At 59.0% G+C, this 24225-nt stretch carries 26 protein-coding genes, 2 tRNA genes and 1 pseudogene; 16 read left to right on the forward strand and 13 right to left on the reverse strand.

The features are described from left to right. The coding region (locus OK142_RS10365) for a GTP-binding protein (protein ID WP_143850884.1) at positions 1–119 on the reverse strand (119 nt) is incomplete at its 3' end. Positions 120–547: 428 nt separating this feature from the next. Here OK142_RS10365 and OK142_RS10370 point away from each other — a divergent pair. Further along, positions 548–1180: a TerC family protein gene (locus OK142_RS10370; RefSeq protein ID WP_137037900.1), complete on the forward strand. Its 633-nt coding sequence runs from the start codon at positions 548–550 to the stop codon at positions 1178–1180. Positions 1181–1681: 501 nt separating this feature from the next. Here OK142_RS10370 and OK142_RS10375 read toward each other — a convergent pair. Then, positions 1682–2051, reverse strand: a pseudogene (locus OK142_RS10375) (MliC family protein). 477 nt (positions 2052–2528) lie between these two features. After that, positions 2529–2978: a hypothetical protein gene (locus tag OK142_RS10380; protein ID WP_003495145.1), complete on the reverse strand. Its 450-nt coding sequence runs from the start codon at positions 2976–2978 to the stop codon at positions 2529–2531. A 258-nt stretch (positions 2979–3236) separates the two neighbouring features. Between OK142_RS10380 and OK142_RS10385 the strand changes: the two genes are divergently transcribed. Further along, positions 3237–3551 carry a BA14K family protein gene (locus OK142_RS10385; RefSeq protein ID WP_035242767.1) on the forward strand — a complete coding sequence of 105 codons (315 nt, stop codon included), beginning with the start codon at positions 3237–3239 and terminating at the stop codon, positions 3549–3551. A gap of 61 nt (positions 3552–3612) precedes the next feature. Here OK142_RS10385 and OK142_RS10390 read toward each other — a convergent pair whose 3' ends face one another. Together OK142_RS10390 and OK142_RS10395 are read right to left on the reverse strand one after the other, a co-directional pair. Continuing rightward, on the reverse strand, positions 3613–4638 hold the full coding sequence (locus OK142_RS10390; RefSeq protein WP_498682586.1) for an SAM-dependent methyltransferase: 1026 nt from the start codon (positions 4636–4638) through the stop codon (positions 3613–3615). Then, complete coding sequence (locus OK142_RS10395; RefSeq protein WP_498682587.1) at positions 4635–5423, reverse strand: DUF1295 domain-containing protein; 789 nt, start codon at positions 5421–5423, stop codon at positions 4635–4637. Before OK142_RS10395 ends, OK142_RS10390 begins: the two co-directional genes overlap by 4 nt. Positions 5424–5614: 191 nt before the next feature. Here OK142_RS10395 and OK142_RS10400 point away from each other — a divergent pair, with 191 nt between their 5' ends. From OK142_RS10400 to OK142_RS10430, 7 genes are all read left to right on the forward strand, one after another. Beyond that, positions 5615–6988, forward strand: a complete 1374-nt coding sequence (locus OK142_RS10400) for an NAD(P)/FAD-dependent oxidoreductase (RefSeq protein ID WP_498682589.1) — start codon at positions 5615–5617, stop codon at positions 6986–6988. After that, positions 6985–7803 carry a DUF1365 domain-containing protein gene (locus tag OK142_RS10405; RefSeq protein WP_498682591.1) on the forward strand — a complete coding sequence of 273 codons (819 nt, stop codon included), beginning with the start codon at positions 6985–6987 and terminating at the stop codon, positions 7801–7803. Before OK142_RS10400 ends, OK142_RS10405 begins: the two co-directional genes overlap by 4 nt. Continuing rightward, complete coding sequence (locus tag OK142_RS10410) at positions 7790–9022, forward strand: class I SAM-dependent methyltransferase (RefSeq protein ID WP_498682592.1); 1233 nt, start codon at positions 7790–7792, stop codon at positions 9020–9022. Before OK142_RS10405 ends, OK142_RS10410 begins: the two co-directional genes overlap by 14 nt. A gap of 30 nt (positions 9023–9052) precedes the next feature. Next, positions 9053–9430 (forward strand): DUF2147 domain-containing protein, encoded by a 378-nt coding sequence (locus OK142_RS10415; RefSeq protein WP_035242315.1) that lies wholly within the window; start codon positions 9053–9055, stop codon positions 9428–9430. A gap of 15 nt (positions 9431–9445) precedes the next feature. After that, positions 9446–9877, forward strand: coding sequence for a DUF2177 family protein (locus OK142_RS10420; protein ID WP_444567237.1), 432 nt, complete (start codon positions 9446–9448; stop codon positions 9875–9877). A 131-nt stretch (positions 9878–10008) separates the two neighbouring features. Then, on the forward strand, positions 10009–10551 hold the full coding sequence (locus tag OK142_RS10425; protein ID WP_082184467.1) for a sigma-70 family RNA polymerase sigma factor: 543 nt from the start codon (positions 10009–10011) through the stop codon (positions 10549–10551). Next, entirely contained in the window at positions 10548–11258 is a 711-nt protein-coding gene (locus OK142_RS10430; RefSeq protein ID WP_082182575.1) for an anti-sigma factor, read from the forward strand. The genes OK142_RS10425 and OK142_RS10430 overlap by 4 nt, the downstream gene beginning before the upstream one ends. A 59-nt stretch (positions 11259–11317) precedes the next feature. On the opposite strand, the gene OK142_RS10435 is transcribed toward OK142_RS10430, so the two are convergent. The 3 genes from OK142_RS10435 to OK142_RS10445 all read right to left on the reverse strand — a co-directional run bounded on the left by OK142_RS10435 (position 11318) and on the right by OK142_RS10445 (position 13662). Beyond that, positions 11318–13168 (reverse strand): ABC transporter ATP-binding protein, encoded by a 1851-nt coding sequence (locus tag OK142_RS10435; protein WP_498682594.1) that lies wholly within the window; start codon positions 13166–13168, stop codon positions 11318–11320. Positions 13169–13478: 310 nt separating this feature from the next. Then, positions 13479–13552 (reverse strand) — tRNA-Gly (locus tag OK142_RS10440). Positions 13553–13577: 25 nt separating this feature from the next. Continuing rightward, positions 13578–13662, reverse strand: a tRNA-Tyr gene (locus tag OK142_RS10445). Between the two features lie 210 nt (positions 13663–13872). Here OK142_RS10445 and rlmB point away from each other — a divergent pair. The 5 genes from rlmB to OK142_RS10470 all read left to right on the forward strand — a co-directional run bounded on the left by rlmB (position 13873) and on the right by OK142_RS10470 (position 17706). Next, on the forward strand, positions 13873–14760 hold the full coding sequence (gene rlmB / locus OK142_RS10450) for a 23S rRNA (guanosine(2251)-2'-O)-methyltransferase RlmB (protein WP_498682597.1): 888 nt from the start codon (positions 13873–13875) through the stop codon (positions 14758–14760). A 76-nt stretch (positions 14761–14836) separates the two neighbouring features. After that, positions 14837–15229, forward strand: a complete 393-nt coding sequence (locus tag OK142_RS10455; protein WP_498682598.1) for an acyl-CoA thioesterase — start codon at positions 14837–14839, stop codon at positions 15227–15229. A 6-nt stretch (positions 15230–15235) separates the two neighbouring features. After that, positions 15236–15829 (forward strand): hypothetical protein, encoded by a 594-nt coding sequence (locus OK142_RS10460; protein ID WP_035224010.1) that lies wholly within the window; start codon positions 15236–15238, stop codon positions 15827–15829. Between the two features lie 64 nt (positions 15830–15893). Then, positions 15894–16295: a DUF2946 family protein gene (locus tag OK142_RS10465; RefSeq protein ID WP_498682600.1), complete on the forward strand. Its 402-nt coding sequence runs from the start codon at positions 15894–15896 to the stop codon at positions 16293–16295. 46 nt (positions 16296–16341) lie between these two features. Next, positions 16342–17706 (forward strand): PepSY-associated TM helix domain-containing protein, encoded by a 1365-nt coding sequence (locus OK142_RS10470; RefSeq protein WP_498682602.1) that lies wholly within the window; start codon positions 16342–16344, stop codon positions 17704–17706. A gap of 66 nt (positions 17707–17772) precedes the next feature. Here the strand turns inward: OK142_RS10470 and OK142_RS10475 are convergent, their stop codons facing one another. Together OK142_RS10475 and OK142_RS10480 are read right to left on the reverse strand one after the other, a co-directional pair. Further along, positions 17773–18249, reverse strand: a complete 477-nt coding sequence (locus OK142_RS10475; RefSeq protein WP_313616567.1) for a nuclear transport factor 2 family protein — start codon at positions 18247–18249, stop codon at positions 17773–17775. Between the two features lie 12 nt (positions 18250–18261). Beyond that, positions 18262–18873, reverse strand: coding sequence for an NAD(P)-dependent oxidoreductase (locus OK142_RS10480; protein ID WP_313616568.1), 612 nt, complete (start codon positions 18871–18873; stop codon positions 18262–18264). A gap of 153 nt (positions 18874–19026) precedes the next feature. Between OK142_RS10480 and OK142_RS10485 the strand changes: the two genes are divergently transcribed. After that, positions 19027–19410, forward strand: a complete 384-nt coding sequence (locus OK142_RS10485; protein WP_498682604.1) for a winged helix-turn-helix transcriptional regulator — start codon at positions 19027–19029, stop codon at positions 19408–19410. A gap of 36 nt (positions 19411–19446) precedes the next feature. Here the strand turns inward: OK142_RS10485 and OK142_RS10490 are convergent, their stop codons facing one another. Both OK142_RS10490 and OK142_RS10495 read right to left on the reverse strand, forming a co-directional pair. Then, a complete protein-coding gene (locus tag OK142_RS10490) occupies positions 19447–19908 on the reverse strand; it encodes a GNAT family N-acetyltransferase (RefSeq protein ID WP_498682606.1) in 462 nt (153 codons plus the stop codon). A gap of 46 nt (positions 19909–19954) precedes the next feature. Continuing rightward, complete coding sequence (locus OK142_RS10495) at positions 19955–20308, reverse strand: DMT family protein (protein ID WP_003495099.1); 354 nt, start codon at positions 20306–20308, stop codon at positions 19955–19957. A gap of 258 nt (positions 20309–20566) precedes the next feature. Here OK142_RS10495 and uvrB point away from each other — a divergent pair, with 258 nt between their 5' ends. Beyond that, positions 20567–23518: an excinuclease ABC subunit UvrB gene (gene uvrB / locus OK142_RS10500; RefSeq protein ID WP_498682609.1), complete on the forward strand. Its 2952-nt coding sequence runs from the start codon at positions 20567–20569 to the stop codon at positions 23516–23518. A 66-nt stretch (positions 23519–23584) separates the two neighbouring features. Here the strand turns inward: uvrB and OK142_RS10505 are convergent, their stop codons facing one another. Beyond that, positions 23585–24184 (reverse strand): hypothetical protein, encoded by a 600-nt coding sequence (locus OK142_RS10505; RefSeq protein ID WP_498682611.1) that lies wholly within the window; start codon positions 24182–24184, stop codon positions 23585–23587. Positions 24185–24225: the final 41 nt, after the last annotated feature.

A 24225-nucleotide genomic window follows, 5' to 3' on the forward strand; every position in this document is an offset into this window, starting at 1 on the left:
TTGAACTCGCCGAAGAACTTCGTGATCGCGGCGGTCAGCGACGTCTTGCCATGGTCAACGTGACCGATCGTGCCAATGTTGACGTGCGGCTTATTGCGCTCAAACTTGCTCTTTGCCATGTGAATTGCTTCCTGTGAACGTGAAGTAGTTTCCCCGGCGAACCGGTTTGGTGTCGCCGTTTAAGGCTTTGTAAGCGAATGCGCAAGACTTAATTGTTAAAGCGCGTTCGCACACGCTGATCGCGTGCCTCAAGGCGCCTATATGGTGTGCGCTTTGCGATATTCAAAGCCGCTTCAACCTTGCCGCAACAGGAGCGGAGGGAACGAGCGGGCGGGAACCCGCAGACGCTCCTCTTCGCACAATCGAATTGCTAAACAAGCTTTTTCTTCATCACAACTTCTTTACCTCGACCGTCATCATGGCTTAAGGAAACGTCATCGCCGGGGGGAGACGGGCGAGCGGAACGATGCGCCGGGTGCGCACCCATGCCACATCTCGATCAGCCGCGTTCTCCCGCGCGACCTTCCATCCGTTTCAGGACCATCCCATGGAAATCTTCACAGCCGCCGGTTTCACGGCATTCTTACAGGTCATTGCGATCGATCTCGTTCTGGCGGGCGACAATGCCATTGTCATCGGCCTTGCCGCCGCCGGCCTTCCCGCGCATCTTCGCCGCAAGGCGATCCTGGTCGGCATCATCGCCGCCACGGTTCTGCGCATCGGCTTTGCCGCCGTCACCGTCCAGCTTCTGTCCATAGTCGGCCTGCAACTTTTCGGCGGCCTGCTGCTGGCCTGGGTCTGCTGGAAAATGTGGTCCGAACTGCGCGAGGCCGCAGGTTCCATCGAAGACGAGGTGACGGACGAAGAGGCCGATCTGACAAAGGGTCACAAGACTTTCTTCCAGGCCGCAACCCAGATCGTCATCGCCGACGTCTCCATGTCGCTGGACAACGTCCTTGCCGTGGCTGGCGCCGCGCAGGAACATGTGACGGTGCTCATCATCGGCCTCATCGTTTCGATCGCCCTCATGGGTCTTGCCGCCAACTTCGTCGCCAAGCTGCTGCACCGCTACCGCTGGATTTCCTATCTCGGCCTGATGGTCATCATCTATGTGGCGCTCAACATGCTTTACCACGGCGTGATCGAGGTCTGGCCCTACATCACGCCCTACTTCGGCTGAAGCATCCCGAAACGACTAGCGATCGACAGGCCCGGAAACAAGGTTTTCCGGGCCTTTTTTGTGCCGTGCGAACATCGGAGCCGCCGCTTCCAACGCCTCATTCGGCCTCGAAAATCAGCATCCGGCTTTCGGAAAAGACGTAAAGGGAATCAGCCGCCCGAAGCGCTGCAACATTCGGAGAAGACAGGGAAATCGCGATTTCTCGCCTATACATTCTGGCAATTGAGGTCAGCCACGGGCAAGCCTAGGGAGCTAGCAATAAGTCATAATAATAAAAAGAAAGGTAAAGCTGCCAATGGCTTATGACTGGAGCGGCGGTCGTACCCGCCGCCTTAGACGGGTGAAGCTTGGCGTTGTCGCAAGCTCTCTCATCCTGCTGGCGCTGCTCGTGTCGCTCGTTCTTGGCTGAACACATCACGCGCGCAATTCAACGCTGACCGGCGGCATGGCAAGGTTTTTACAACCGCCCTGCCGCCGCTCCCTTCAGGCAGCCGCCGACGATCAGGTCTTCTTCACTTCCACGCAATGAACCGGCTTCTTCATCTCCGGATCCGCCATCAAATCGTAAAGATCGGCCTCCTCACCCTTCGACCACCAGACATGGACACCGCCCTGATATCTGGCTCCCGAGCCTGAAATGACGTTTGCGGCAACAACGACGCCGTCCTTCAGCCCCAGCCGGACAAGGCTGATATCACCGGCGTTGAAAATAGGTCGCTTCGACCTTATCGGCGGCGCATTGATAAACGGTCTCGACCTTTTCGACCGTCGTATCCTTCGGAAGTGGAATCACCAGATCCTCGGCAAGCGCGCTGGAAGCGGCTGACAAAGACAAGACGGTAAAACACATGACGGCGAGTGATTTTTTCATGATGGCCCTTTCCTGATGTGACGCCACCATAAGGCCACGCCAGAAAAGCCAAAATGGGGCCGCTCATTGCCACACACGTGAAATTTGCCGGCCCGTCAGCCGGGGAAGCAGGGCGTGATCGATTTCGGTCGAGACACTGCGGCAATTTCTATTGGAAGAACCAGTAAACGACGCCCAGAATAACCGTCCACATCAGCAATGATATGGCCAGCACGGCGAGATAGTTTCGAAATCGTCTGGTCATCCGCCCACATTATCGGTCGGCCATCACGCGACAACCTCAACCGTTGAATTGCTGTATGCGGGTCAAACCGCAGGGTTAGCTCTTTCTATCAAGATGTTGAAAAGCAAACCATTCGCAGATTTTACCCACCCGAAAACGGGGTTGCCTGCGGCAAACCCCACCCTGGTCGAGCGGGGTTTGCAGGCCTCATGACGCCTCGGTGGGTCAGCGACGTCAACCGTCACGGAACCGTGTCAGCTCTTCAGTGCCGTATTGCACAGGCTCCAGTAGCCGCCGCCCTTCTGGATCCATTTCAGATCGCCGAGCGTGCCGTCATTCTTGTTCTTGTGATAGGAATCGACGCAGGTCTTCAGGCGGGCCTTACCAGGGGTCTCGCTTGAATATTTCTTATCGACAGCACTCGGAAAAGCGACGCCCTTCGGGGCCTTTATCGTCGCCTTTTCGGGTTCTTTCTCAGTTGTGGCCGCGACCTGCTTGTCATCGGCGGCGTCTTCGGCCGCCGCATCGCTGCCGCAGAACTTGGCGCGATAATCGTTCCACTTTACGTCCTTGGCGGATCCGTCGGCTTTCGCCGCCTGATATTTCACGCTGCACTCTTTCATGGTGAGTGCGGCTGCGGGGGAGACAAACGCCGCCGAAGCCAGCAGCGCAAAGGATGAGAGAATGACAACCCTGTTAATCATTGAAGACTCCCGTTTGCATGATTGCCGGCCGACTATCCGACCGGATTTTCCGCTTGTCAACGAGCAGTGCGGCAAGGACCCGACGTCGAATTGACGGCACGCCATCTCCGCCAGCATGGAAGTGTGGCGCCGATGGACTTCAACTTCAGGTCACTCGGGCCCCTCGGAGAATCACGTGTTCGTGTGGCGTCAATAGCCATCGGGAACGAATTTCCTAAATTTTCGTTAGCATCTCGAACGAATAACGAGGATTTATCGATGTTGAGGATGCCGAAGACCATCTCCGCGCTCGCTCTTGGCGTCGCATTATCTGCCGCTTCCGTCGTGCCCGCCCATGCGCTGAGCATCATACAACCTGCCAGGGATTTGCAGGAAAAGACACAGCCCGCCTCCCCCGCATCGGCCTTTGCCGCAGGAAAGGGTGAGGAAGGCGCGTCGAACGGATACGCGCTGTCTCAGGAAGAAGTCAGCCATATCAAATGGTGTGCGGCGCGTTACACATCTTACCATCCGACCGACAACACCTATATGGCGTCGGCCGGGACGCGGATGCAGTGTCGTTCGCCCTACTGACCAAACCCGGATGCCGGGCCGGGCCAGCCCCGACCCAGTAGTACCAAGCGCATCTGGCAAGCTAGGCAGGTCTCATCAGATAGTGCCCGACGCCCCATACCTCACCATCGTCATGTCCGAAGAGGCCTGCCGTCGCGAGGAAGAACAGCCGCCAGCGTCTTTCCCACAATCTCGCATCGGCGCCATAAACGCGCTGCAGGATTGGCCGTATGCGATCTATCTCCCGATCGAAATTCTTCAGCCAGTCGAGAGCGGTTCGGCGATAATGCGATCCTGACCAGCGCCAATCCTGCTCCACGCTGAAAAGCCCGTCGAAACGATGCGGAAGATCGGAAGCCGGCATGATGCCGCCGGTGAAGAAATGCTGCGCGATCCAGTCTGCCGGATTGCCATGATCGAAACGATAGGATCGGTCGCGGTGATTGAAGACGTGCAGGAAGAACCTGCCTTCCGGCTTCAGCCACGAGCGGACGCGCTCAAACAACGTCTGCCAGTTCGACATGTGCTCGAACATTTCCACCGATACGACACGATCGAAATGGCCGTCGGTCGTGAAATCATTCATATCAGCCGTTACCACCGACAGGTTCGAGAGCCCACGCTCTTTCGCGCGCTCGATTATATATTGGCGCTGCGAAGCAGAGTTCGAAACAGACGTAATCAGTGCATTGGGAAAACGGCCTGCCATGTAAAGGGAGAGCGAGCCCCAGCCGCAACCGAGCTCAAGAATATCCATGCCATCCTGCAAGCGGGCATGTGACACGGTTTCTGCCAGCGCAAAAGTTTCAGCGTCATCAAGCGTGGTGTCAGCATTGGGATAAAAGCAGCAGGAATATTTTCTTTGCGCGCCGAGAACGATCGCGAAAAACTCCGCCGGTACTTCGTAATGCTGCCTGTTTGCGTCGTCCGTATGGGTAGCGACGGGAAATCTCACCATGTCTGCCGCAAATGCCGGCTCGGCGTCCGCCGGCAGGCCGGCAAGCCTGCGCTTGGTTCGCGCGCAGAGAAGGTCGATGCCGGCAAGGGTGATGCTGTCGCTCAGTGGCGCGCGCTCGGCTGCATTGATGGCGAATGCGAGCATGTTCATGGCATATCCTCGTTTTTACGTGGTCCCGGAAAAAAAGCGTTGACGCGGTTCTGCAGGGCGCGGAATTTTTCGCCGCGCGACTTCAGCATGTGTTCTTCGAGCGGCGGAATGCCGGAGACATGGACGAGCAGCCAGTACATCATGACCGGCGCTGCAAGCGACATCCATGACCAGGGTTGCGCATGGATGGCCAGCAACGGAAAGCCACACCAGAAAAGCCATTCGAAAAAGTAGTTCGGATGACGGGAGTAGCGCCAGAGACCCGTCTCGCAAAAGCCGCTTTTGGCCGCCGGTGTTTTTCTGAACCGCGAAAGCTGCGCGTCGGATATGGCTTCACCGACAAGCGCACCGGCCGCGACGAATAAGGCAATCAGATCCGTAAAGCGTGGAAAAGCCTGAGGGTTGCTGGCGGCAAGATAGACGGCGAGCACAAGCACAAAGGCGGCGATGGCCTGGATCTGGAGGAAACCGAAAAGCCGCAGCGAGGCATTGCTGCCCCATTGCTCGATCAGTTTCGCATAACGCGGATCCTCTCCGCCGCCCCTCGTGCGCAGGCCGATATGACCCGCAAGCCGCAGCGACCACACGATCACGAGAAAAACAGCAGCTCCCCGGCGCCAGGCATCTCCATCGGAAAACAGGACCGCGACAATGCCGCCGAGCCCCACACTCGCGGACCAGACGGTATCGATCCAGCCGCTTGAGCCTGTCAATCGCTGCAACGCCCAGGCTGCCGCCATCAGCACCGACATCAATACGGCAAGGGCTGCCACAACAGACATCATCACCATTACGCTCGCTGTATCAAAGGGCATCACGCCGCTTTTGGTGATGCAACTACGGCCGAGACGGCAAAAGAGTTTCAGGCAGCAGACAAAATTCCGAAAAATCTGCGCGGCGGTGAAACTTATCGATCAGCTCCCTCGTATCTGTCGCAGTCCCAAAGGCTGAATTGTGAATGCAATAGCGAGGAAACATGTTCGACATCGAAGCCAAAAGAAAAGACAGCCGGCGAAACATCGCCGTGATCGGAACAGGCATTTCCGGCCTGTCCGCGGCCTGGCTTTTGTCGCAACGGCATGATGTCACGGTTTTCGAGGTGGCGGACCGTGTCGGCGGCCACAGCAACACGGTGACTTTCCCGACTGAAAAAGGACCTGTTTCCGTAGACACCGGTTTCATCGTCTATAATGAAACGACCTATCCCAATCTCACAGCACTTTTCAAAACACTGGATGTGCCGACCGCGGCATCCAACATGTCCTTTGCCGTTTCGCTGAATGACGGCGGTTTCGAATATTCCGGCGGCACCGGCTTCGGCCTCCTGGCGCAGAAGAGAAACGCCATCAGGCCACGCTTCTGGGCGATGCTGTCAGATCTATTGCGCTTTTACCGCAACGCCCCGCGCGACCTGCCCGTCATGGGCGACATGTCGCTCGACGATTACCTGTCGCGCAATCACTATGGATCGGCGTTCCGAGATGATCACCTCTATCCCATGGCGGCCGCCATATGGTCGACGCCGGCAATGGAGGTGGGCCGTTACCCGGCGGCGCATTTCATAAAATTCTGCAGCAACCATGGCCTGCTTTTGCTGCGCAACCGGCCCGTCTGGCGCACTGTCGTCGGCGGCGCTCAGGAATATGTCAAACGCATCACGACGCCATTCGCCGACCGCATCCGGCTGTCGACGCCGGTCAAACATATCAGCCGTATCCCGGGTTACATCGAAATCGCCGGGGAAAGCGGCAAATTCGAGCGTTTTGACGATGTGGTGATCGCAACACATGCCGATCAGGCACTGAATATGCTGAGCGATGCAACGCGCGCCGAACGGCGCATTCTCGGGGCATTCACCTACACGAAAAACAGGGCGGTGCTGCATACCGACAGCAGTTTCATGCCACGCAGGCGCGCCGCCTGGTCGAGCTGGAACTATGTGGCAGATACCCGCATTGAAACGGGTCAGCCAAGCATCACCTACTGGATGAACAAGCTTCAACCTCTGGGCGACACCCCTGACACCTTCGTAACGCTCAATCCGGCGCGCGAGCCGGAGCAGGGAAAGATCATCGCCGAGGAAACCTACCACCACCCTGTTTTCGACGCCGGCACCGAACAGATGCGGCAGGAACTGTGGGCCCTGCAGGGGTTGCGAAACACATGGTTCTGCGGCGCTTATTTCGGCTCGGGTTTTCATGAAGACGGCATTCAGGCAGGCCTTGCGGTCGCGGAAGACCTGGGCGGGCTGAAGCGCCCCTGGCAGGTCGCCGAAGACAGCGGCCGGATTGTTCGCCTTGATATGACTGCGATTGCGACCGACACCGAACTCATAGAGGCGATAGCATGATGCCTCACCTCGCCTCCGCCCTCTTTCCCGGACATGTGACCCATGCGCGCTTCAAACCGAAAGCGCACAGGCTGGCCTACCGGATTTATTCGCTGCTTCTCGACCTCGACGAGCTGGATACGCTCGACAAAAAGCTGCGACTTTTCTCCGTGGACCGGTTCAACCTGTTTTCTTTCCATCGCAGGGACCGCGGCGACAGGAGCGCGATCGGACTTCGCCAGCAGATCGAGACCTCGATGCTGGCGGCGGGCGTGCCGGTGGATGGCGGGCCGATACGCCTGCTCACCATGCCGCGTCTGCTGGGCTGGGCCTTCAACCCGCTGAGTGTGTTCTTCTGCTACGGGCAGGACGCATCGCTGAAGGCCATTCTCTGGGAAGTCGACAATACGTTCGGCGAAAGACATTCCTATCTGATCCCGGTTGAGGCAGACGGTTCGGCGGAAATCGTCCAGCGCTGCGACAAGGCCTTCTATGTCTCACCGTTCATGGACATGGACCTCCACTATGTTTTCCGCGTCATACCGCCCGGCGACAGGCTGAAGATCGTCATCGACACCTTCGACGGCGAAGGGCCGGTTCTGACCGCCCGGCACCTCGCCCGGCGCGTCGAATTGACCGACGCAGCCCTTCTGAAGGCGTTCTTCGCCATCCCCTTTCTCACGCTCAGGGTGATCGGCGGCATTCACTGGGAAGCGCTCAAAATCTGGCTGAAGGGCGTGCGGTTCCGCAAGCGTCCGCTTCCGCCCTCTTCACCCGTCTCTTTCGTTCATCCTTCATCGTCGCAAATCGAGGCCAAGATAAATGACCCCGTTTGACAATCTTACGCAAGCATCGGCCGAAAACAGACTTTCCAACCGCAGCGCCGGCCCCGGCGGCTGGCTCATGGGCAGGCTGCTGAACAAGGTCTCAACCGGAAGGCTGCGCGTCATTCTTCCAGGCGGCGGCGTCGTTGAAAAATACGGCGAAAAAGACGGCTGCGAGGCAACGCTTGTCCTCCATCGCTGGCGCGCGCTGAGGCGGCTGATCCTCAACGGCGATATCGGTTTTGCCGAGGGTTTCATCGATGGCGACTGGACGACGCCGGATCTGACGACGCTGATCCGTTTTGCGGCCCAGAACCGCGAAGCCTTCACGGGTTCGATGCGCGGCAGCCCGCCGATGCGCCTTCTCAACCGCCTTGGTCACAGGCTCAACGCCAATACCAGACGCGGCAGCCGTCGCAACATCGAGGCGCATTATGATCTGGGTAACGAGTTCTACAGGCAATGGCTCGATCCCTCGATGCTTTATTCCTCCGCGATCTTCGACGACACGACGCCGACGCTTGAGGCGGCCCAGCTGAAAAAACTCGACCGCATCGCGGACAAACTCCAATTGAATGGCGGCGAAAGCATATTGGAAATCGGCTGCGGCTGGGGCGCACTCGCCATCCACCTGGCTACCGAGGCCAATGCCGACGTGACAGGCATCACCCTTTCGCCCTCACAATTGAACTGGGCAAAAGCAGCAGCCGAAAAAGCGGACAGGGCGGGAAGCATCGATCTGAAACTGGAAGACTATCGCGATGTCGGCGGCAAATTCGATCGTATCGTTTCCGTCGAGATGTTCGAAGCGGTCGGGGAAGCCTATTGGCCGAGCTATTTCGAAACGCTGAAACGTTGCCTGAAACCCGGCGGCCGCGCGGTGCTGCAAATCATCTCCATCGAACCTGGTCGGTTCGACAATTACCGGCGCAAGGCTGACTTCATCCAGAAATACGTCTTTCCGGGCGGCTTCCTGCCATCTGACGAAGCGCTTGAAAAAGCAATTGGCAGAGCGGGCCTGAGCCTGACCGATACGGAGCTTTTCGGCCAGTCCTACGCCCGCACGCTGGCGGAATGGCGGCAGCGTTTCCATGCGCGATGGCAGACGATTTCGCTCCTTGGTTTCGACGACCGCTTCCGGCGGCTCTGGGATTATTACCTCTGCTACTGCGAAGCCGGCTTTACCGAGGGGACCATAAATGTCGGCTTCTACACGATTGAGCACAGGTAAAAGGCGGGGCAACAATTGCGGAGAAAGACGATGAAAATCAAAGCATTGATAATCGCATCCTCCCTATGTCCGATGCTTGCGGCCTTCGGAGCCGGGGCGGCTGACATCGACGGCAACTGGGCGCGCGGCGACGGCAACGCCAAAGTGCTGATCGCGCCCTGCGGCGACAATATCTGCGCCACCAACACCTGGATCAAGCCGGGCACGCCCAAGGAAAAGACCGGCGACCGGCTGGTCATGGATATCAAGCCCGATGAAAACGGCGTCTATTCCGGCACGGCCTTCGATCCGCAACGCGACAAATCCTACAGGATAACCGTGACGGTTGATGGCAGCAGCATGACCACCAAGGGCTGCATCGTCGCCGGTCTCTTGTGCAAGGGCATCAGCTGGACCCGGATCGATTAGAAAGGATAAAGACCGATGAAGACCTATATCGCAGCCTATTTCTTCACGCTCATCGCTTTTCTGGTGATCGACTTCATCTGGCTGAGCACCATGGCATCGCGACTCTATCGCCCGGCCATCGGCGATCTCCTGGCGGAAAACTTCCGGCTTGCCCCGGCGATCGTCTTTTATCTCATCTACGCGGCAGGATTGACCTTCCTCGCGGTTCGGCCGGCGCTGATGTCGGGCCAATGGACGACCGCGCTGCTTTATGGTGCGGCCGTCGGCTTCATGGCCTATGCCACATATGATCTCACCAATCAGGCGACATTGAAAAACTGGTCGACGACATTGACCATCGCTGATCTCCTATGGGGAACCTTCGTCTCCGCGGCGGCCGCCATCATCGGTTACCTCGCCACGGTAAGGCTGGTCGGTCCGCTGGAAAATCCGGCAGGTGTATTATGACCACGGCAAGCCTCGACAGCTGCTTCCACCCGGCCATCCCCTGGCGCAAAAGACGCGAACTTCATTTTGAGCATGCCTTGCCTTCCCACAAAAGACAACCTTATAAAGGAAGCGCAGCAAGGGACGTTCGAATGCAAGGCACAGAGATCGCAAGCCTTATCAACCGCGTCGGCATGGGCGATCGTTCGGCATTCGTATCGCTTTATCAGGCCACGAGCCCGAAGCTTTTTGCGATTTGCCTGAAGATCCTGCGTGACAGGACCGAAGCCGAAGAGGCCCTCCAGGAGATCTATATCAAGGTCTGGCAGCGCGCCCGCACATTTGCCGCAAGTGCTGGCAAACCGGCGACATGGCTTGCCGCCATTGCCCGCAACCACGCGATCGATACGATCAGGGCGCGTAAACCGTCGACTGATGACATTGACGAGGCCTATGACATTGCCGACGACAGCATCCGCAATCCGGAGCAGCAGATCGTTCTGGCGGATGAGGGCCGCAGGATCGATGAGTGCATGCGTGAACTTGAAAACGTTCATGCACAGGCGATACGCCGCGCCTATGTGGAGGGTTTAAGCTATCTCGAACTCGCCGAGGAATTGCGGGTGCCGCTCAACACGGTCAGAACCTGGCTGAGACGCAGCCTTCTCAAACTCAGAGAGTGCATGCAGCGATGACGACGGGCGAACACAGCGACGGCATGCATTCGCGCGACGAAGTCCTCGCCGGCGAATATGTGCTTGGCGTGCTGCCGATCGAAAAGCGGCGCGAGGTTGAACGCCGCATGCAGGACGACAAGGCCTTCGCGCAACTCGTCCAGCGCTGGGAGATGGAATTCTCCGACTTCAATGCCGAGTATGAGGAGCAGATGCCGGGCGCAACTGTTCTTGCCCGCATAGAAGAACGCCTGTTCGGCCGCCAGGATATCAACACCAATGGCAGCCTGTGGAGTTCGGCATCCTTCTGGCGGTGGATATCGGTTGCAACGAGTGCAACCGCCGTGGCGGCCGTCGTTTACGCCGCATTCCCCGAAAAATGGCAGGACACCACCCCGCTGGTCGCCGAACTCGCGACAACGGACAGCCAGGTCAACCTCCTCGCCTCCTATGATGCAGAATCGGGACGGATGCGCATCGTTCCTGTTGCAACCGGCAAGATCGACGAGAAGTCACTGGAACTCTGGCTGGTGATGGATGGCGGCAAGACGCGCTCGCTCGGCGTGTTCCAGCCCGGCGCGAATGGCGACCTCATCATTCCCGCGGATATGCGTGGCAATATCAGCGAAGGCACGACCTTCGCCATCAGTGTCGAGCCTTTCGGCGGCTCGCCAACCGGTCAGGCGACCGGTCCTGTGATTGCCGTCGGCACCGCACGCCACCTGTAAGGCGACTTAAGGCAGCGACAAGGTATCGCCGAGCGACGCGTCTCCCGCCCGTCGCTCGATCACTCGTCTTCCGGAATAAAGCCCCCGCTCTGACGTTTCCAGAGCCGCGCAAACAACCCGCGCTGCTCGACCAGTTCCTCCGGTCGCCCTTCTTCGACGATCCGGCCATGATCGAGAACGATGATCCGGTCCATGCTGGCGATGGTGGACAGGCGATGCGCAATTGCGATGACGGTCTTGCCCTCCATCACCAGATTGAGCTTTTCCTGAATGGCCGCCTCCGACTCGCTGTCCAGCGCGGACGTCGCCTCGTCGAGTATCAGGATAGGAGCGTCTTTCAAAAGCACGCGGGCAATGGCGACACGCTGCCTTTGTCCGCCCGAAAGCTTGATGCCGCGATCTCCGACAAAGGCCTGATATCCCTTGCGCTCCTCGCTGTCGGCAAGATCGGCAATGAAAGCGTCGGCCTTCGCCACTTTCGCCACCTGCTCGATGTCGTCCTGCGTCGCCTCCGGCCGCCCATAGCGGATGTTGTCTCCGACGGAACGGTGCAGCAGCGCCACATCCTGCGCAATCACCCCGATATTGCGGCGCAGACTGGCCTGCGTGACATCGCGGATATCGTGACCGTCGATGCGGATGGCCCCGCCCTGAATGTCGTAGAAGCGCAGGAGCAGATTGACCAGCGTCGTCTTTCCCGCACCCGACAGTCCCACAAGTCCGACCTTCTCCCCGGCACGGACGGTCAGGGACAGATCATCCATCACCGGCCTGCCCGACTTGTAGGCGAAGCGGATGCGGTCGAACTGTATTTCGCCACGCGAAACGGTGAGCGCGGCAGCGTCCGCTTTATCGGTAATGGTCGGCGGCGTCGTCATCACGGGCATGGCGTCCTTGATGGTGCCGATCGCCTGAAATATCTGCTGGCCCATCTGCAGGAAGGTGAACGTATGGCCCGACAGCCGTTGCAGGATGTAAACGGCGCCGACAAATTCCCCGACCGTTATGAAGCCCTTCACCAGACCGGAAAAACCGAGGGACAGGATCGCCAGCCACAATGCCATGTTGAGCGCGACGACGACCAGTTCCGATGCGCGATAAACACGCTGTTCCCTATGCTGTGTATGCACGGCCTTGTTCAGGATACGGCGGATGGCTCCGGCCTCACTATCTTCGGCTGCGAACTGCTTGATCATCTGCATGTTGCTATAGAGATCGGTGATTGCGCCCGAGACGAGGCTTCGCTGTTTTGCCGACCGCCGCGACCGCTCGGTGAAGACAGGAGCGAGTTTGACGGCCAGCACCACATTCAGCACGATCCAGATGAGCACCGGCAAGGCGAGCTGCCAGGACAGCGCCCAGAGCAGAACGAGGGAGCCGACCATCTGCAGCAGGAAGCGCGGTGCAAGTTGAAAGGCGTTGATGATCTGCTGCTGAACGGCTGACGACACCTGCGAAAGACGCGAAGCGACCTGCCCGGCGTAAAGCTCGTGGAAAAATGCGAGATCCTGCCGCTCCACCGCCTTGTGACCCTGCCACTGGATGGCCGCCGGCATCGCGATGCCGAGCGTGTGCGAGGTGAGCGTGTTGAGAAGAAACGACGCGACCGGCATGGCCGGGAAGATCAGCACGCCGAGAACGGCGAGCATCGGCCATTCGTTTCGCAGAAAGGCCTCCGCACCCTGCGCCGTCACGCCGTCGACGATGACCGACAATCCCCAGATGATCGACAGATTGATGGCTTCCACGGCCATGGACGACAGGGCAAGAGCAATGAGGACGCCGCGAAACATTGAAATGAAATGCAAAAGCACCGCGACCGGGCCTTTCGACGGCAGCGGATGAAAGGGAATGTCGAGCGGCCGTATCAACGTCTCGAAAGGGCGGAAAATCGTATCTGAAATCGACATGGGCCTCTCGGATCACAACTTGGTATCGACGGGGAGGAATCAGCGACGCATCCGTCATGGAACCACGTGCCGCCCGCGACCTCAATTGCAAACAATGGGAGGTGCGGCCGTCGCACGGCCGCAACAGAGATCGACGTCAATGTGCAGACCATGAGCCGATGAAAGCCCGCGCCTGAATTCCAATGCAGACCATCGAACTGGCTGGACCAATAAAACAAATGCTGATGACGATGCCGGAAGGCTTTTTGCGCACACGATAAATGCAGCAAATTCAGAATGTTGGGCGCAATTGATAATGTAGGGGGAGAAGTGGAGCGGGTAGCGGGAATCGAACCCGCGTATTCAGCTTGGAAGGCTGCTGCTCTACCATTGAGCTATACCCGCGGTGGTGATTTCGATCCGTGCAGAATGGTGGAGGGAGTTGGATTTGAACCAACGTAGGCGTAGCCAACGGATTTACAGTCCGTCCCCTTTAACCACTCGGGCATCCCTCCAGCTTTCTGCTAGGATCGAGCGACCAAGCTCTTTAAGATTTCGCTGCGGCGAAGCGCCGTTGCGTCGTCTGTGGCGCGTATATGACGGCCTCGTTCGTTTCTGTCAACACGCCCTTTCACGAATTTTCGGGAAAAAATTCAAACATCTTTACCGCCCTGTGGATTATCGCGGGGGCTGGTATACGCCTCTTTGCGGAGATATAAGGCGCCATGAGCAAAGACGATCCCAACAACAAATCCACCCGCGACACGCATTACGCCACCTTGCGCCGTGCCGTGCGCGATGCCAAACGCGAGCGGGGCGAAATTCCAACCCCGCAGCAGCCGAAGCGCAGGAACCGCGGTGCGGATGACTGGAAGCCGCCGCAGCTGGCGCCCGATCAGGTCCATCTTTACGGCCTGCATACCGTGCGTGCGGCGCTTGCCAATCCCGAGCGGCAGCTGATCAAGCTGTCCGTCACCCAGAACGCCCTTGCGCGTCTGGATATCGGCGAAGCGGATGCCCAGCCCTTCCCGGTCGAGATGGTTTCGCCGCAGGATATCGACAAGGTACTCGGCCCCGAGGCGATCCATCAAGGCGTGATGCTGGAAACCAAGCCGCTGCCGGTCAAGAAGCTCAATGCCTTGCAGGACAGCCCGCTCATCCTCGTGCTCGATCAGGTGACCGATCCGCACAATGTCGGCGCCATCATGCGCTCGGCAGTCGCTTTTAATGCCGGTGCTGTCATCACCACCATGCGCCACAGTCCGACCGAGTCAGGCGTGCTGGCGAAATCCGCCTCCGGCGCGCTGGAACTCATCCCCTATATCCAGGTTACCAATCTGGCCGATGCGCTGGGTGAGCTGCACAAGCTTGGCTTCTTTTCCGTCGGCCTGGATTCGGAAGGCCCCGCCCCCATCGAGCAGACTTTCAGCGGCGAAAAGATCGCGCTGATACTGGGAGCCGAAGGCAAGGGGCTGCGCCAGAAGACCCGCGAAACCGTCTCCGCGCTCGCGCGTCTCGATATGCCGGGCGAGATCAAATCGCTCAACGTGTCGAATGCGGCGGCCATCGCCCTTTACGCAACGCAGCAATTTCTGGGCAAAGCCTCCTCTTGAGGCTTCCCCTTCCTTGCGAAATCGCAAAGCGCAACGCATGCTGCGCCTTTGACATTCGCAAGGAGCAAATCCCGACATGACCGACCTGCCCATCAAACCGACCGGCGAGCTGACGCTGCGGACGCTCGCCATGCCGGCAGACGCCAATCCGGCCGGTGATATTTTCGGTGGCTGGGTCATGTCCCAGATGGACTTGGCGAGCGGCATCCGTGCGGCGGAGCGTTCGCGCTGTCGCGTCGTGACGGCGGCGGTCAAGGAAATGGCCTTCGAACTGCCGGTGAAGATCGGCGACACGCTGTCGATCTATACCGATATCGCCCGTGTCGGCCGCACCTCGATTACATTGACGGTCGAGGCTTGGGCGCAGCGTTCGCGTTACGACAAGCTGGAAAAGGTCACTGCCGGCACCTTCATCATGGTGGCGATGGACGAAAACGGGCAGCCGACGCCCATTCCTGCGGCGGAGTAAGGCGCCATGGAGGCCGCCGTCAACGCTGCGGAAGCCTATTCGCACATCCGTGCCGTCATGGGCATGGTGGTCGGCCTCAGCCTCGCCCGCCTTTTGACCGGCCTTGCCGGTTTCGTCCAGCATCCCAAGAAGGAGCGCATCTATCCCCTGCATATCGGCTGGGTAGCGTTCCTCTTTCTGATGCTGGTGCATTTCTGGTGGTGGGAACACCGGCTTTCCGCCACCGGCCACGTTCTCGGCTTCGGCGCTTTCCTCTTCCTCATCCTGTTCTGCTCGCTGTTCTATTTCCTGTGCGTGCTGCTGTTTCCGACGGAGATGAAGGAATATAAGGGGTATGAGGATTATTTCTTTTCCCGGAAAAGCTGGTTCTTCGCCTTTCTGGCAGCGCTTTTTATCACGGATGTCGGCGACACGCTGCTGAAGGGGCAGGACTATCTCTCCTCCCTCGGTGCCGAATATCTCATCCGTACAGCTATTTACGTCATTCTGTTCACGCTGGCGGTCTTCATCGACAATCGCCGCTTTCACCGGTTTCTTGTGGTTTTCGCGCTGATCTATCAGATCGCCTGGATTTTCCGCACCTACGACCTGCTGGCCTGAAGAACCGCACCTCTTGTCATTGTGTCGCGGTGACAATTCGCCGCAAATATGACATTCCGATTCCATGGGATTTATTCGCAGGATCATGCAGGACAGGAGTTCGGCTCGCGCCATCGCCACGCTGGCGGTTTTGCTTTTCCTTTTGCAGGGTCTCGCCAATGGCCTGACCAGCGGCAATATGGCGATGGCCGCGCTTGCCGCGGATGAGATCATCTGTTCCAGCCATATGCCTGAAGGCGGCGGCAAGCAGGACCCCGCCAGCAAGATTACCGCGGACTGCTGCGGCACGCTCTGCCGTCTCGCCTCGGCCACGATCGCCACTCTTCCAGTCACGCCCGTCGAACGGGCGGACAAGATCACGCCGACGGACGAAGTCGCTTTTGTGAACTTCGACGCGGCTTTGCCGCCATCGCCACCCAATCGGGAATCGCGCCCGCGCGCGCCGCCTTCCGCTCCGCAAAACTGAGACCTTCCCGGCTCGCCGGAAAATCAATCTTCTCGCGGAGACATTTATGTCCGTTACGACCTCTTTCGAGGGCGAGCGCGCGCCTGCGCATTCCTCGTCCGTCAATCTTTATCGCGCCGTATGGCGCTGGCACTTCTATGCCGGCCTCTTCGTCCTGCCTTTCATGATATCGCTCGCCGTCACCGGCGCGCTCTATCTGTTTCGCGACGAAATCGACAATCTCATTCATTCGGATCTGAAGCGCATAGAGGTGGTGCAGGACGCCCCCAAAGCACTGCCTTCCGAGATCGTGGCGGCAGCCCTCGCAGCCATTCCAGGCACGGCAGTCAAATATACGACACCTGCCGATCCGGGCGCCTCAACGGAAATCACCGTCAATACGGCGGATGGGAAACGCGCCGTCTACGTCAACCCCTATACGGCGCAGGTAACTGGCTCCCTGCCGGATCGCGGCACCGTCATGTGGACGATCCGTTACCTGCACAGCCTGAAATATTTCGGCACCTACACCCGTTATCTCATCGAGATCGCCGCCGGCTGGTCCATCCTCCTTGTCGCTACCGGCATCTATCTCTGGTGGCCACGCAAGCAGACGGGTGGCGTCATCACGGTGCGCGGCACGCCCAAAAAACGGGTGTTCTGGCGCGATACCCATGCCGTTACCGGCATTTTTGTCGGCTTTTTCATCGTCTTCCTCGCCGTTACCGGCATGCCCTGGTCGGGCGTCTGGGGTGCGAAGGTGAATGAATGGGCAAATGGCAGCAATTTCGGCTATCCGGCGGGGGTGCGCACCGATGTTCCCATGTCGGGCGACCATCTCGATCACGTGGCAAAAACGAGCTGGTCGCTGGAACAGGCAAAAGTTCCGGAATCGACGGCCGCTGCCGAAAGCCGGCCGATCGGAATAGATGAGGCAATCGTCCGTTTCGAGGGACTTGGCCTTGCCCCCGGTTATGCGGTAGCGCTTCCGGGGAAACCTACAGGGGTCTATAGCGGCTCGATTTATCCGGACGATCTGGCGCAACAGCGCGTCGTCCATCTCGATCAATATAGCGGCGAACCGCTGATCGACATGAGTTATGCCGATTACGGCCCGCTCGGCAAGGCGCTGGAATGGGGCATCAATGTGCATCTGGGCCAGCAATATGGCCTCGCCAATCAGATTATACTCGTGATGGCCTGTATCGGCATCGTCCTGCTTGCCGTATCCGCCGGCATCATGTGGTGGAAGCGTCGCCCGAAAGGTTCACTCGGCGTACCGCCTTTGCCGCAGGAAAAACGCGTCCTGCGTGGCCTGATCGCTCTGCTCGCCATCGGCGGCATCCTGTTCCCGCTGGTGGGCGCGAGCCTGCTGGTAATGCTGGCGCTGGATATGGCCATTCAGGCCCGCCAGAGGCGGCGCGCGCTCTGAAAAGACAAACCGGCCGGGAGCAATCCCGGCCGGTTCCATGCTTTTGGCCAGAGGGCGGAAGCCGCCTCAGAACATCGTATTGTTGTTCGCCGCCTTTTCCGGAACCTCCTGGATCACATCCCAGTGTTCGGTGATCTTGCCGTCGGTGACCCGGAAAATATCGACGATGGCCCTGCCGCGATCACTTTCATTTTCCGTCGAATGAATGTGCAGATAGACCAGATCGCCATCCGTGGCGCTGCGAACGATCCGCGCCTTGGACTGCGGATTCTCCTTGAAGAAGCCGGTAAAGTAGTTGACGAACGGCGCCTTGCCGTCCGGCACCATCGGGTTGTGCTGCTTGTAGCTGTCGACGAGGACAGCGGCGCCCTTGTCTACCTCATGCTTGTTGAAGACCGTATCGTAGAACTCGATCACCAGTTTGCGATTGGCTTCTTCCTGCGCGAAATCCCGCGTTGCGGTTTGCGCCAGAACGGGCGCAGCCATCAAGGCGGGCACCAGGGCGAAAGCGGCGATGGCAAGACGGCGTGTTGCGAAATTCATGGGTGATACCTCTCAATAACCAATGGTGAAACGCTGGCGGGAATGCTGCGGCTTCTCGATTTCATCGACGAGCGCGATGGCATAGTCTTCGAAGGAAATACGGCTGCCTTCGTCATTGCTGAGGAGGCTATCCTTGCCGAGACGGAATTTGCCGGTTCTCTCACCCGGGACGAATTCGGCTGACGGCGACAGGAAGGTCCAGTCGAGCTGCTTTTCCTGCTTCAGAATATCCAGAAACTCCGCGCCCTTGGTGGCCTCGGCCTTGTAGGCGGCCGGGAAATCCGGCAGATCGACCACGCGCTGACCCGGTGCGATTTCGAGACTGCCAGCCCCGCCGACCACGAGATAACGCTGAACGCCGGAAGCGCGCACGGCCTCGATGAGCGTTGCTGGATCGCTGGCGGTGAAATGCACCGAGCTGATCACGGCATCGTGACCCTTCAGCAGTTCCGAAAGCCCTGCCTGATCGAAAACATCGCCCTTCTTTGCCACCACATTCGGCAGGCTGGCGATCTTTTCGGGATTGCGGGCGATTGCCGTCACCTGATGTCCCCGGTCGGAAAGTTCCTTCAGAATACGGGACCCAGCATTGCCGGAAGCGCCGATGAGCGCGATTTTAGCCATGGCTTCTTTCCTCTTGTCACTATCGTTACCGGTCTAAATTATAGACCGCGAAGAAGAGCTATGGTATCGCAGCCATAGCCGCAAGAAGTCAGCGGCGGCTGATCTGGTCACATGGCGATGACCTGCAAGGGTAAAAGGGCAAGGGGTAAGGACATGGCGGATACGCAGACGAAAGAAGTTTTTGCCTTCGACCAGCCCTGCCCCATCCGCGACGTGCTGGATCGCATCGGCGATCAATGGAGCCTTCTCGTTCTGGAAGCCCTGCAGGGCGGCGTCCTGCGCTTCAACGAACTGAACCGCAGGATCGATGATATTTCCAAGCAAATGCTGTCGCGCACGCTGAAACGGCTCGAAGAAGACGGCTTCATCCGCCGCACGCTTTATGCCGAGGTGCCGCCACGCGTGGAGTATGAACTCACCAATCTCGGTCGTTCGTTTCTGGTGCCGATGCAGTTGCTGGTGCAATGGGCCGATGAAAACCACGTCCGCATCTGCAAGGCGCGGCTGGCTTACGCCGAAAATGACAACCGCAGTTAACCGTCAAGCCAGCACCGATCCGCAACGAGGCCCTGTCTAGCCCAGCCGATAGACCTTGCAGACCAGCCCTTCCGGCTGGCGATAGGTGGTGAAGCCCATCGCTTCATAATAGCCCTGCCCGAGCGGGTTGTCAGCGCCGATGCTGGCGTCGATGTTTTTCAGGCCGCGATCTTCCGCCGCCTTGCGCGTGGCGGCAAAGAGGGCGGATCCCACGCCTCTTCGGGCCGCCTGTGGGCTCACATGAGTACCGATAATGCCCCAGCCTTTCGCCACGCCGTAGGGATTGTCAGCCCATGCGTAACGCAACGACTGAAACCCCAGAATGCGCCCGTCCTCATCCTCGGCAACCACGCATTCGATACGGTCCGCGTGCTCGATGTAATTCTCCAGCACGGTCGCAACGTCTGTCGGCGCTTTTCGAAGGCCAGCCGCGAATATCTCGTTCTGAACCGCCGCCATTCCGGCCGCATCATCAATGCTTGCAGGGCGTATTTTCATCAATGGATCACCTTCTCTGTTGTGCCCGGTCTTGGCGGTTGCCGTTTCAGGACCGGAAAATGAAGGACGCGCCGAAAGCGATCAGCGCAAAACCGATTACATGGTTGATCGTGATGCTCTCCTTCAGCCAGAAGATCGAGAACAGCGCGAAGACCGCAAGCGTGATGACCTCCTGAATGGTCTTGAGCTGCGCGGTGGAATAGACTTCCGAGCCTATGCGGTTCGCGGGCACGGCGAGCATATATTCGAAGAAGGCGATGCCCCAGCTTGCGATGATCGCAAGGAAGAGCGCACTGCCCTTGTGCTTGAGATGCCCGTACCAGGCGAAAGTCATGAAAACATTGGAGGCGACGAGCATCAGGACAGGCCAGATGTGGGCAGGGCTGATCGAAAACGGCATGATGGTTCCTGGGATATGAAGGAAGGGATATCATAAAAGGCAGTTTGAAAACGCAACCATCATTCCGCCCGCATGGATTTGCTCTAGCGCATCGGCGCGAAAACCGGAATCGATTTTCGACAGGTTTCGGTAAAGCTGCATTCAGCCGCTACGCAACGCATCCGCCTTAATTTTGTTCCGCATGCCTGTTTCCTTTTTGTACTCATTTTTTCGCGGCCTCCCCTTCCCTTTGCGCGTGACTCCCTCCATATTTCGCGCATGGCCAGATCACCGAAAAAACCTTCGCCCTCGAACTCCGGCTTCGAGGAAGCCCCGCAATCGTCGTTCGAAGGCGCGCCGCTCAGCGGCAGCGTCGCCGACTGGGTGAAGCAGCTGGAGGCGGAAGCCGAGGCGGGCTCGGTGGAAACCCAGCGCGAAGTCGCCTCAAAAGCGGGCAAGCACCGCAAGAAGATCGAGATCGAAGCCCGCAAGGAAGCGGAAAAGGCGGCCTCGAAGACAGCGAAGAACACCACCGCGTCCAAGACTTCCCGTGGCGTTTCCATCGGCGCGTCGAGCGATCCGAAAACCCGGGCCGCCGCCGGTCTCAATCCGGTCGCGGGCATGGACGTGTCGCTGGAGGAAGCCGCCAATCTCGCGCCGGGCGCCGTCACCGCAACGGTGGATGCGCTGTCGAAACTGATCGAGAGCGGCAATCCGCTGTTCAAGGACGGCAAGCTCTGGACGCCGCACCGCCCGGCCCGGCCGCCGAAATCGGAAGGTGGCGTCGCCATCCGCATGGCCTCCGACTACCAGCCCGCCGGCGACCAGCCGACTGCCATTGCCGACCTGGTGGAGGGCATCGATTCCGGCGAGCGCAGCCAGGTGCTGCTCGGCGTCACCGGCTCCGGCAAGACCTTCACCATGGCCAAGGTGATCGAAGCAACGCAGCGCCCCGCCGTCATCCTCGCCCCCAACAAGACGCTGGCCGCGCAGCTCTATTCGGAGTTCAAGAACTTCTTCCCCGACAATGCGGTGGAATATTTCGTCTCCTATTACGATTATTACCAGCCGGAAGCCTATGTGCCGCGCTCCGACACCTTCATCGAGAAGGAATCCTCGATCAACGAGCAGATCGACCGGATGCGCCACTCCGCCACCCGCTCGCTGCTGGAACGCGACGACTGCATCATCGTCGCTTCGGTGTCGTGCATCTACGGTATCGGTTCGGTGGAAACCTACACCGCCATGACCTTCCAGATGCAGGTGGGCGACCGGCTGGACCAACGCCAGCTTCTGGCCGACCTCGTCGCCCAGCAATACAAGCGCCGCGACATGGATTTCCAGCGCGGTTCGTTCCGTGTGCGCGGTGATACCATCGAAATCTTCCCCGCCCACCTTGAAGATGCCGCCTGGCGCATCTCGATGTTCGGCGACGAGATCGATTCCATCACCGAATTCGATCCGCTGACGGGCCAGAAGACCGGCGACCTGCAATCGGTCAAGATTTACGCCAATTCGCACTATGTAACCCCGCGCCCGACGCTGAACGGCGCGATCAAGTCGATCAAGGAAGAGTTAAAGGTCCGCCTCGCCGAACTTGAGAAAGCAGGACGCCTGCTGGAAGGCCAGAGGCTTGAGCAGCGCACCCGTTACGATATCGAGATGCTGGAAGCGACCGGCTCCTGCGCCGGTATCGAAAACTATTCGCGTTATCTCACCGGCCGTAACCCAGGCGAACCGCCGCCGACTTTGTTCGAATATATCCCCGACAACGCCCTGCTGTTCATCGACGAAAGCCACGTCTCCGTCAGCCAGATCGGCGGCATGTATCGCGGCGACTTCAGGCGCAAGGCGACGCTGGCCGAATACGGCTTCCGCCTGCCCTCCTGCATGGATAACCGGCCGCTGCGTTTCGAGGAATGGGATGCGATGCGTCCGCTGACGGTCGCGGTTTCGGCCACCCCCGGCTCGTGGGAGATGGAACAGGCCGGCGGCGTCTTTGCCGAACAGGTCATCCGCCCGACAGGCCTTATCGATCCGCCGGTGGAAGTGCGCTCCGCCCGTAGCCAGGTGGACGATGTTCTCGGAGAAATCCGCGAGACCGCCGCCAAGGGTTATCGCACGCTCTGCACCGTGCTGACCAAGCGCATGGCCGAGGACCTGACCGAATATCTGCACGAACAGGGCGTTCGCGTGCGTTACATGCACTCGGATATCGATACGCTGGAGCGCATCGAGATCATCCGCGATCTGCGCCTCGGCGCTTTCGACGTGCTTGTCGGCATCAACCTTCTGCGCGAAGGTCTCGATATTCCCGAATGCGGTTTCGTGGCGATCCTCGATGCCGACAAGGAAGGCTTCCTGCGCTCGGAAACCTCGCTGATCCAGACAATCGGCCGCGCGGCCCGTAACGTCGACGGCAAGGTAATCCTTTATGCCGATAACATTACCGGCTCGATGAAGCGCGCGATGGAGGAAACCTCCCGCCGCCGCGAAAAGCAGATGGCCTATAACGCCGAACACGGCATCACGCCGGAATCGGTCAAGGCGAAAATTTCCGATATTCTTGATTCTGTTTATGAGCGGGACCACGTAAGGGCCGATATATCAGGCGCTTCCGGCAAGGGCTTCGCCGATGGCGGCCATCTGGTCGGCAACAATCTGCAGTCCCACCTCAACGCGCTGGAAAAATCCATGCGCGATGCCGCAGCCGACCTCGACTTCGAAAAGGCCGCCCGCCTGCGCGACGAAATCAAGCGCCTCAAGGCCGCCGAACTCGCCACCATGGATGACCCGATGGCGAAGGAAGAGGCCCGCGCCATCGAAGGCGGTGGAAAAAACAACAGACGCAGCCACTTGTCGATCTCCCCGGAGGCGGAGACATCCGGTAGGACAGAGACCGCCACAGGTGAAAAATCCCTCTTCGCCAAACCGGCACTGGACGAAATGGGCCCCGGTTCGGACGCGGGCAAGCCCCTGTTCCGCAAGAACACGCTGGACGAGATGACCGTGGGCAGGACCGAAAAACCCGTGCGTGGCGAAGTTCCCGGCAAGCCCGAGACAGGGGCCGGCAAACGTTTCTCACCGCTCATGGAAGGTCAGCCAGAACGCGCGACCGATGATCCCCGCCCTCTAGTGCGCGGCAAGATCGGCGCGGGTTCCTATGAGGACCCCGGCGAGCAGAAGCGCAAAAGCCGAACGAAAGGCAAGACGGGCCGGCCGGGGCGCTGACGCCCTCCCGGTGATATTCAGTGCCAGTTATGTATCCGGAGCACTCACGCGCTCCGGCAACGGCGATCAGCCGCCGCACTGTCTGATCCGCGCCGCGACCTGGCCCGCGCCAAACACTTTCGTCAGATCCGCATCCACGGTCATGGCAATGTAGTCTTCATTTTCCGCAGGCTTGATGTAAGTCGAGAAATAGACCGGGCCGGTCGGGAGAACGCCTTTGACACAGGCCCGCAATATCTCGATCTCAGTACTCCCCCTGATGCGCGGCCCCTCGATGCGGGAGAGGCGCACCTTCTCCTGCAATGCTGCAAGCCGTGAAACCTCTTCAGGCTTTATTCTCCACACGCTTGTGGCGGTCCCCGCCCGCTTTTCCGCGTGGAACTGCGCGCGGGCAGCGACGTCCTTATCCTCGATCAACGCAAATGTCTCAACAGTCTCACCCTTTACGCCGTCTGTAACGCTGCGAATAATCATCACCGCATCACCGGAACCCAACGACAGATGGGCAGGAAGCTGCAACCCTACACGCACATGCTCGAAATTCATCGTCAGAAAGTCGAGCCGCATCAGCTTGGGAATACTCGAGATGGGCGTGGTCATGCAGCCGGTAAGGAAAAAAAGTAAAATAAGCGATCGTGTGAAACGCGATAACATCAATGGCACCATGTTCTAAATCCGAAATTATCAAATGTGTGCAATGGCCTTGG

Source organism: Agrobacterium sp. BT-220-3, from assembly GCF_025910175.1.
GTDB lineage: Bacteria > Pseudomonadota > Alphaproteobacteria > Rhizobiales > Rhizobiaceae > Agrobacterium > Agrobacterium oryzihabitans.

Coding starts and splice junctions, on each gene's coding strand:
- OK142_RS10370 (WP_137037900.1), top strand. CDS start 548: ATGGAAATCTTCACAGCCGCCGGTTTCACGGCATTCTTACAGGTCATT.
- OK142_RS10380 (WP_003495145.1), bottom strand. CDS start 2,978: ATGATTAACAGGGTTGTCATTCTCTCATCCTTTGCGCTGCTGGCTTCG.
- OK142_RS10385 (WP_035242767.1), top strand. CDS start 3,237: ATGTTGAGGATGCCGAAGACCATCTCCGCGCTCGCTCTTGGCGTCGCA.
- OK142_RS10390 (WP_498682586.1), bottom strand. CDS start 4,638: ATGAACATGCTCGCATTCGCCATCAATGCAGCCGAGCGCGCGCCACTG.
- OK142_RS10395 (WP_498682587.1), bottom strand. CDS start 5,423: ATGATGTCTGTTGTGGCAGCCCTTGCCGTATTGATGTCGGTGCTGATG.
- OK142_RS10400 (WP_498682589.1), top strand. CDS start 5,615: ATGTTCGACATCGAAGCCAAAAGAAAAGACAGCCGGCGAAACATCGCC.
- OK142_RS10405 (WP_498682591.1), top strand. CDS start 6,985: ATGATGCCTCACCTCGCCTCCGCCCTCTTTCCCGGACATGTGACCCAT.
- OK142_RS10410 (WP_498682592.1), top strand. CDS start 7,790: ATGACCCCGTTTGACAATCTTACGCAAGCATCGGCCGAAAACAGACTT.
- OK142_RS10415 (WP_035242315.1), top strand. CDS start 9,053: ATGAAAATCAAAGCATTGATAATCGCATCCTCCCTATGTCCGATGCTT.
- OK142_RS10420 (WP_444567237.1), top strand. CDS start 9,446: ATGAAGACCTATATCGCAGCCTATTTCTTCACGCTCATCGCTTTTCTG.
- OK142_RS10425 (WP_082184467.1), top strand. CDS start 10,009: ATGCAAGGCACAGAGATCGCAAGCCTTATCAACCGCGTCGGCATGGGC.
- OK142_RS10430 (WP_082182575.1), top strand. CDS start 10,548: ATGACGACGGGCGAACACAGCGACGGCATGCATTCGCGCGACGAAGTC.
- OK142_RS10435 (WP_498682594.1), bottom strand. CDS start 13,168: ATGTCGATTTCAGATACGATTTTCCGCCCTTTCGAGACGTTGATACGG.
- rlmB (WP_498682597.1), top strand. CDS start 13,873: ATGAGCAAAGACGATCCCAACAACAAATCCACCCGCGACACGCATTAC.
- OK142_RS10455 (WP_498682598.1), top strand. CDS start 14,837: ATGACCGACCTGCCCATCAAACCGACCGGCGAGCTGACGCTGCGGACG.
- OK142_RS10460 (WP_035224010.1), top strand. CDS start 15,236: ATGGAGGCCGCCGTCAACGCTGCGGAAGCCTATTCGCACATCCGTGCC.
- OK142_RS10465 (WP_498682600.1), top strand. CDS start 15,894: ATGGGATTTATTCGCAGGATCATGCAGGACAGGAGTTCGGCTCGCGCC.
- OK142_RS10470 (WP_498682602.1), top strand. CDS start 16,342: ATGTCCGTTACGACCTCTTTCGAGGGCGAGCGCGCGCCTGCGCATTCC.
- OK142_RS10475 (WP_313616567.1), bottom strand. CDS start 18,249: ATGAATTTCGCAACACGCCGTCTTGCCATCGCCGCTTTCGCCCTGGTG.
- OK142_RS10480 (WP_313616568.1), bottom strand. CDS start 18,873: ATGGCTAAAATCGCGCTCATCGGCGCTTCCGGCAATGCTGGGTCCCGT.
- OK142_RS10485 (WP_498682604.1), top strand. CDS start 19,027: ATGGCGGATACGCAGACGAAAGAAGTTTTTGCCTTCGACCAGCCCTGC.
- OK142_RS10490 (WP_498682606.1), bottom strand. CDS start 19,908: ATGAAAATACGCCCTGCAAGCATTGATGATGCGGCCGGAATGGCGGCG.
- OK142_RS10495 (WP_003495099.1), bottom strand. CDS start 20,308: ATGCCGTTTTCGATCAGCCCTGCCCACATCTGGCCTGTCCTGATGCTC.
- uvrB (WP_498682609.1), top strand. CDS start 20,567: ATGGCCAGATCACCGAAAAAACCTTCGCCCTCGAACTCCGGCTTCGAG.
- OK142_RS10505 (WP_498682611.1), bottom strand. CDS start 24,184: ATGGTGCCATTGATGTTATCGCGTTTCACACGATCGCTTATTTTACTT.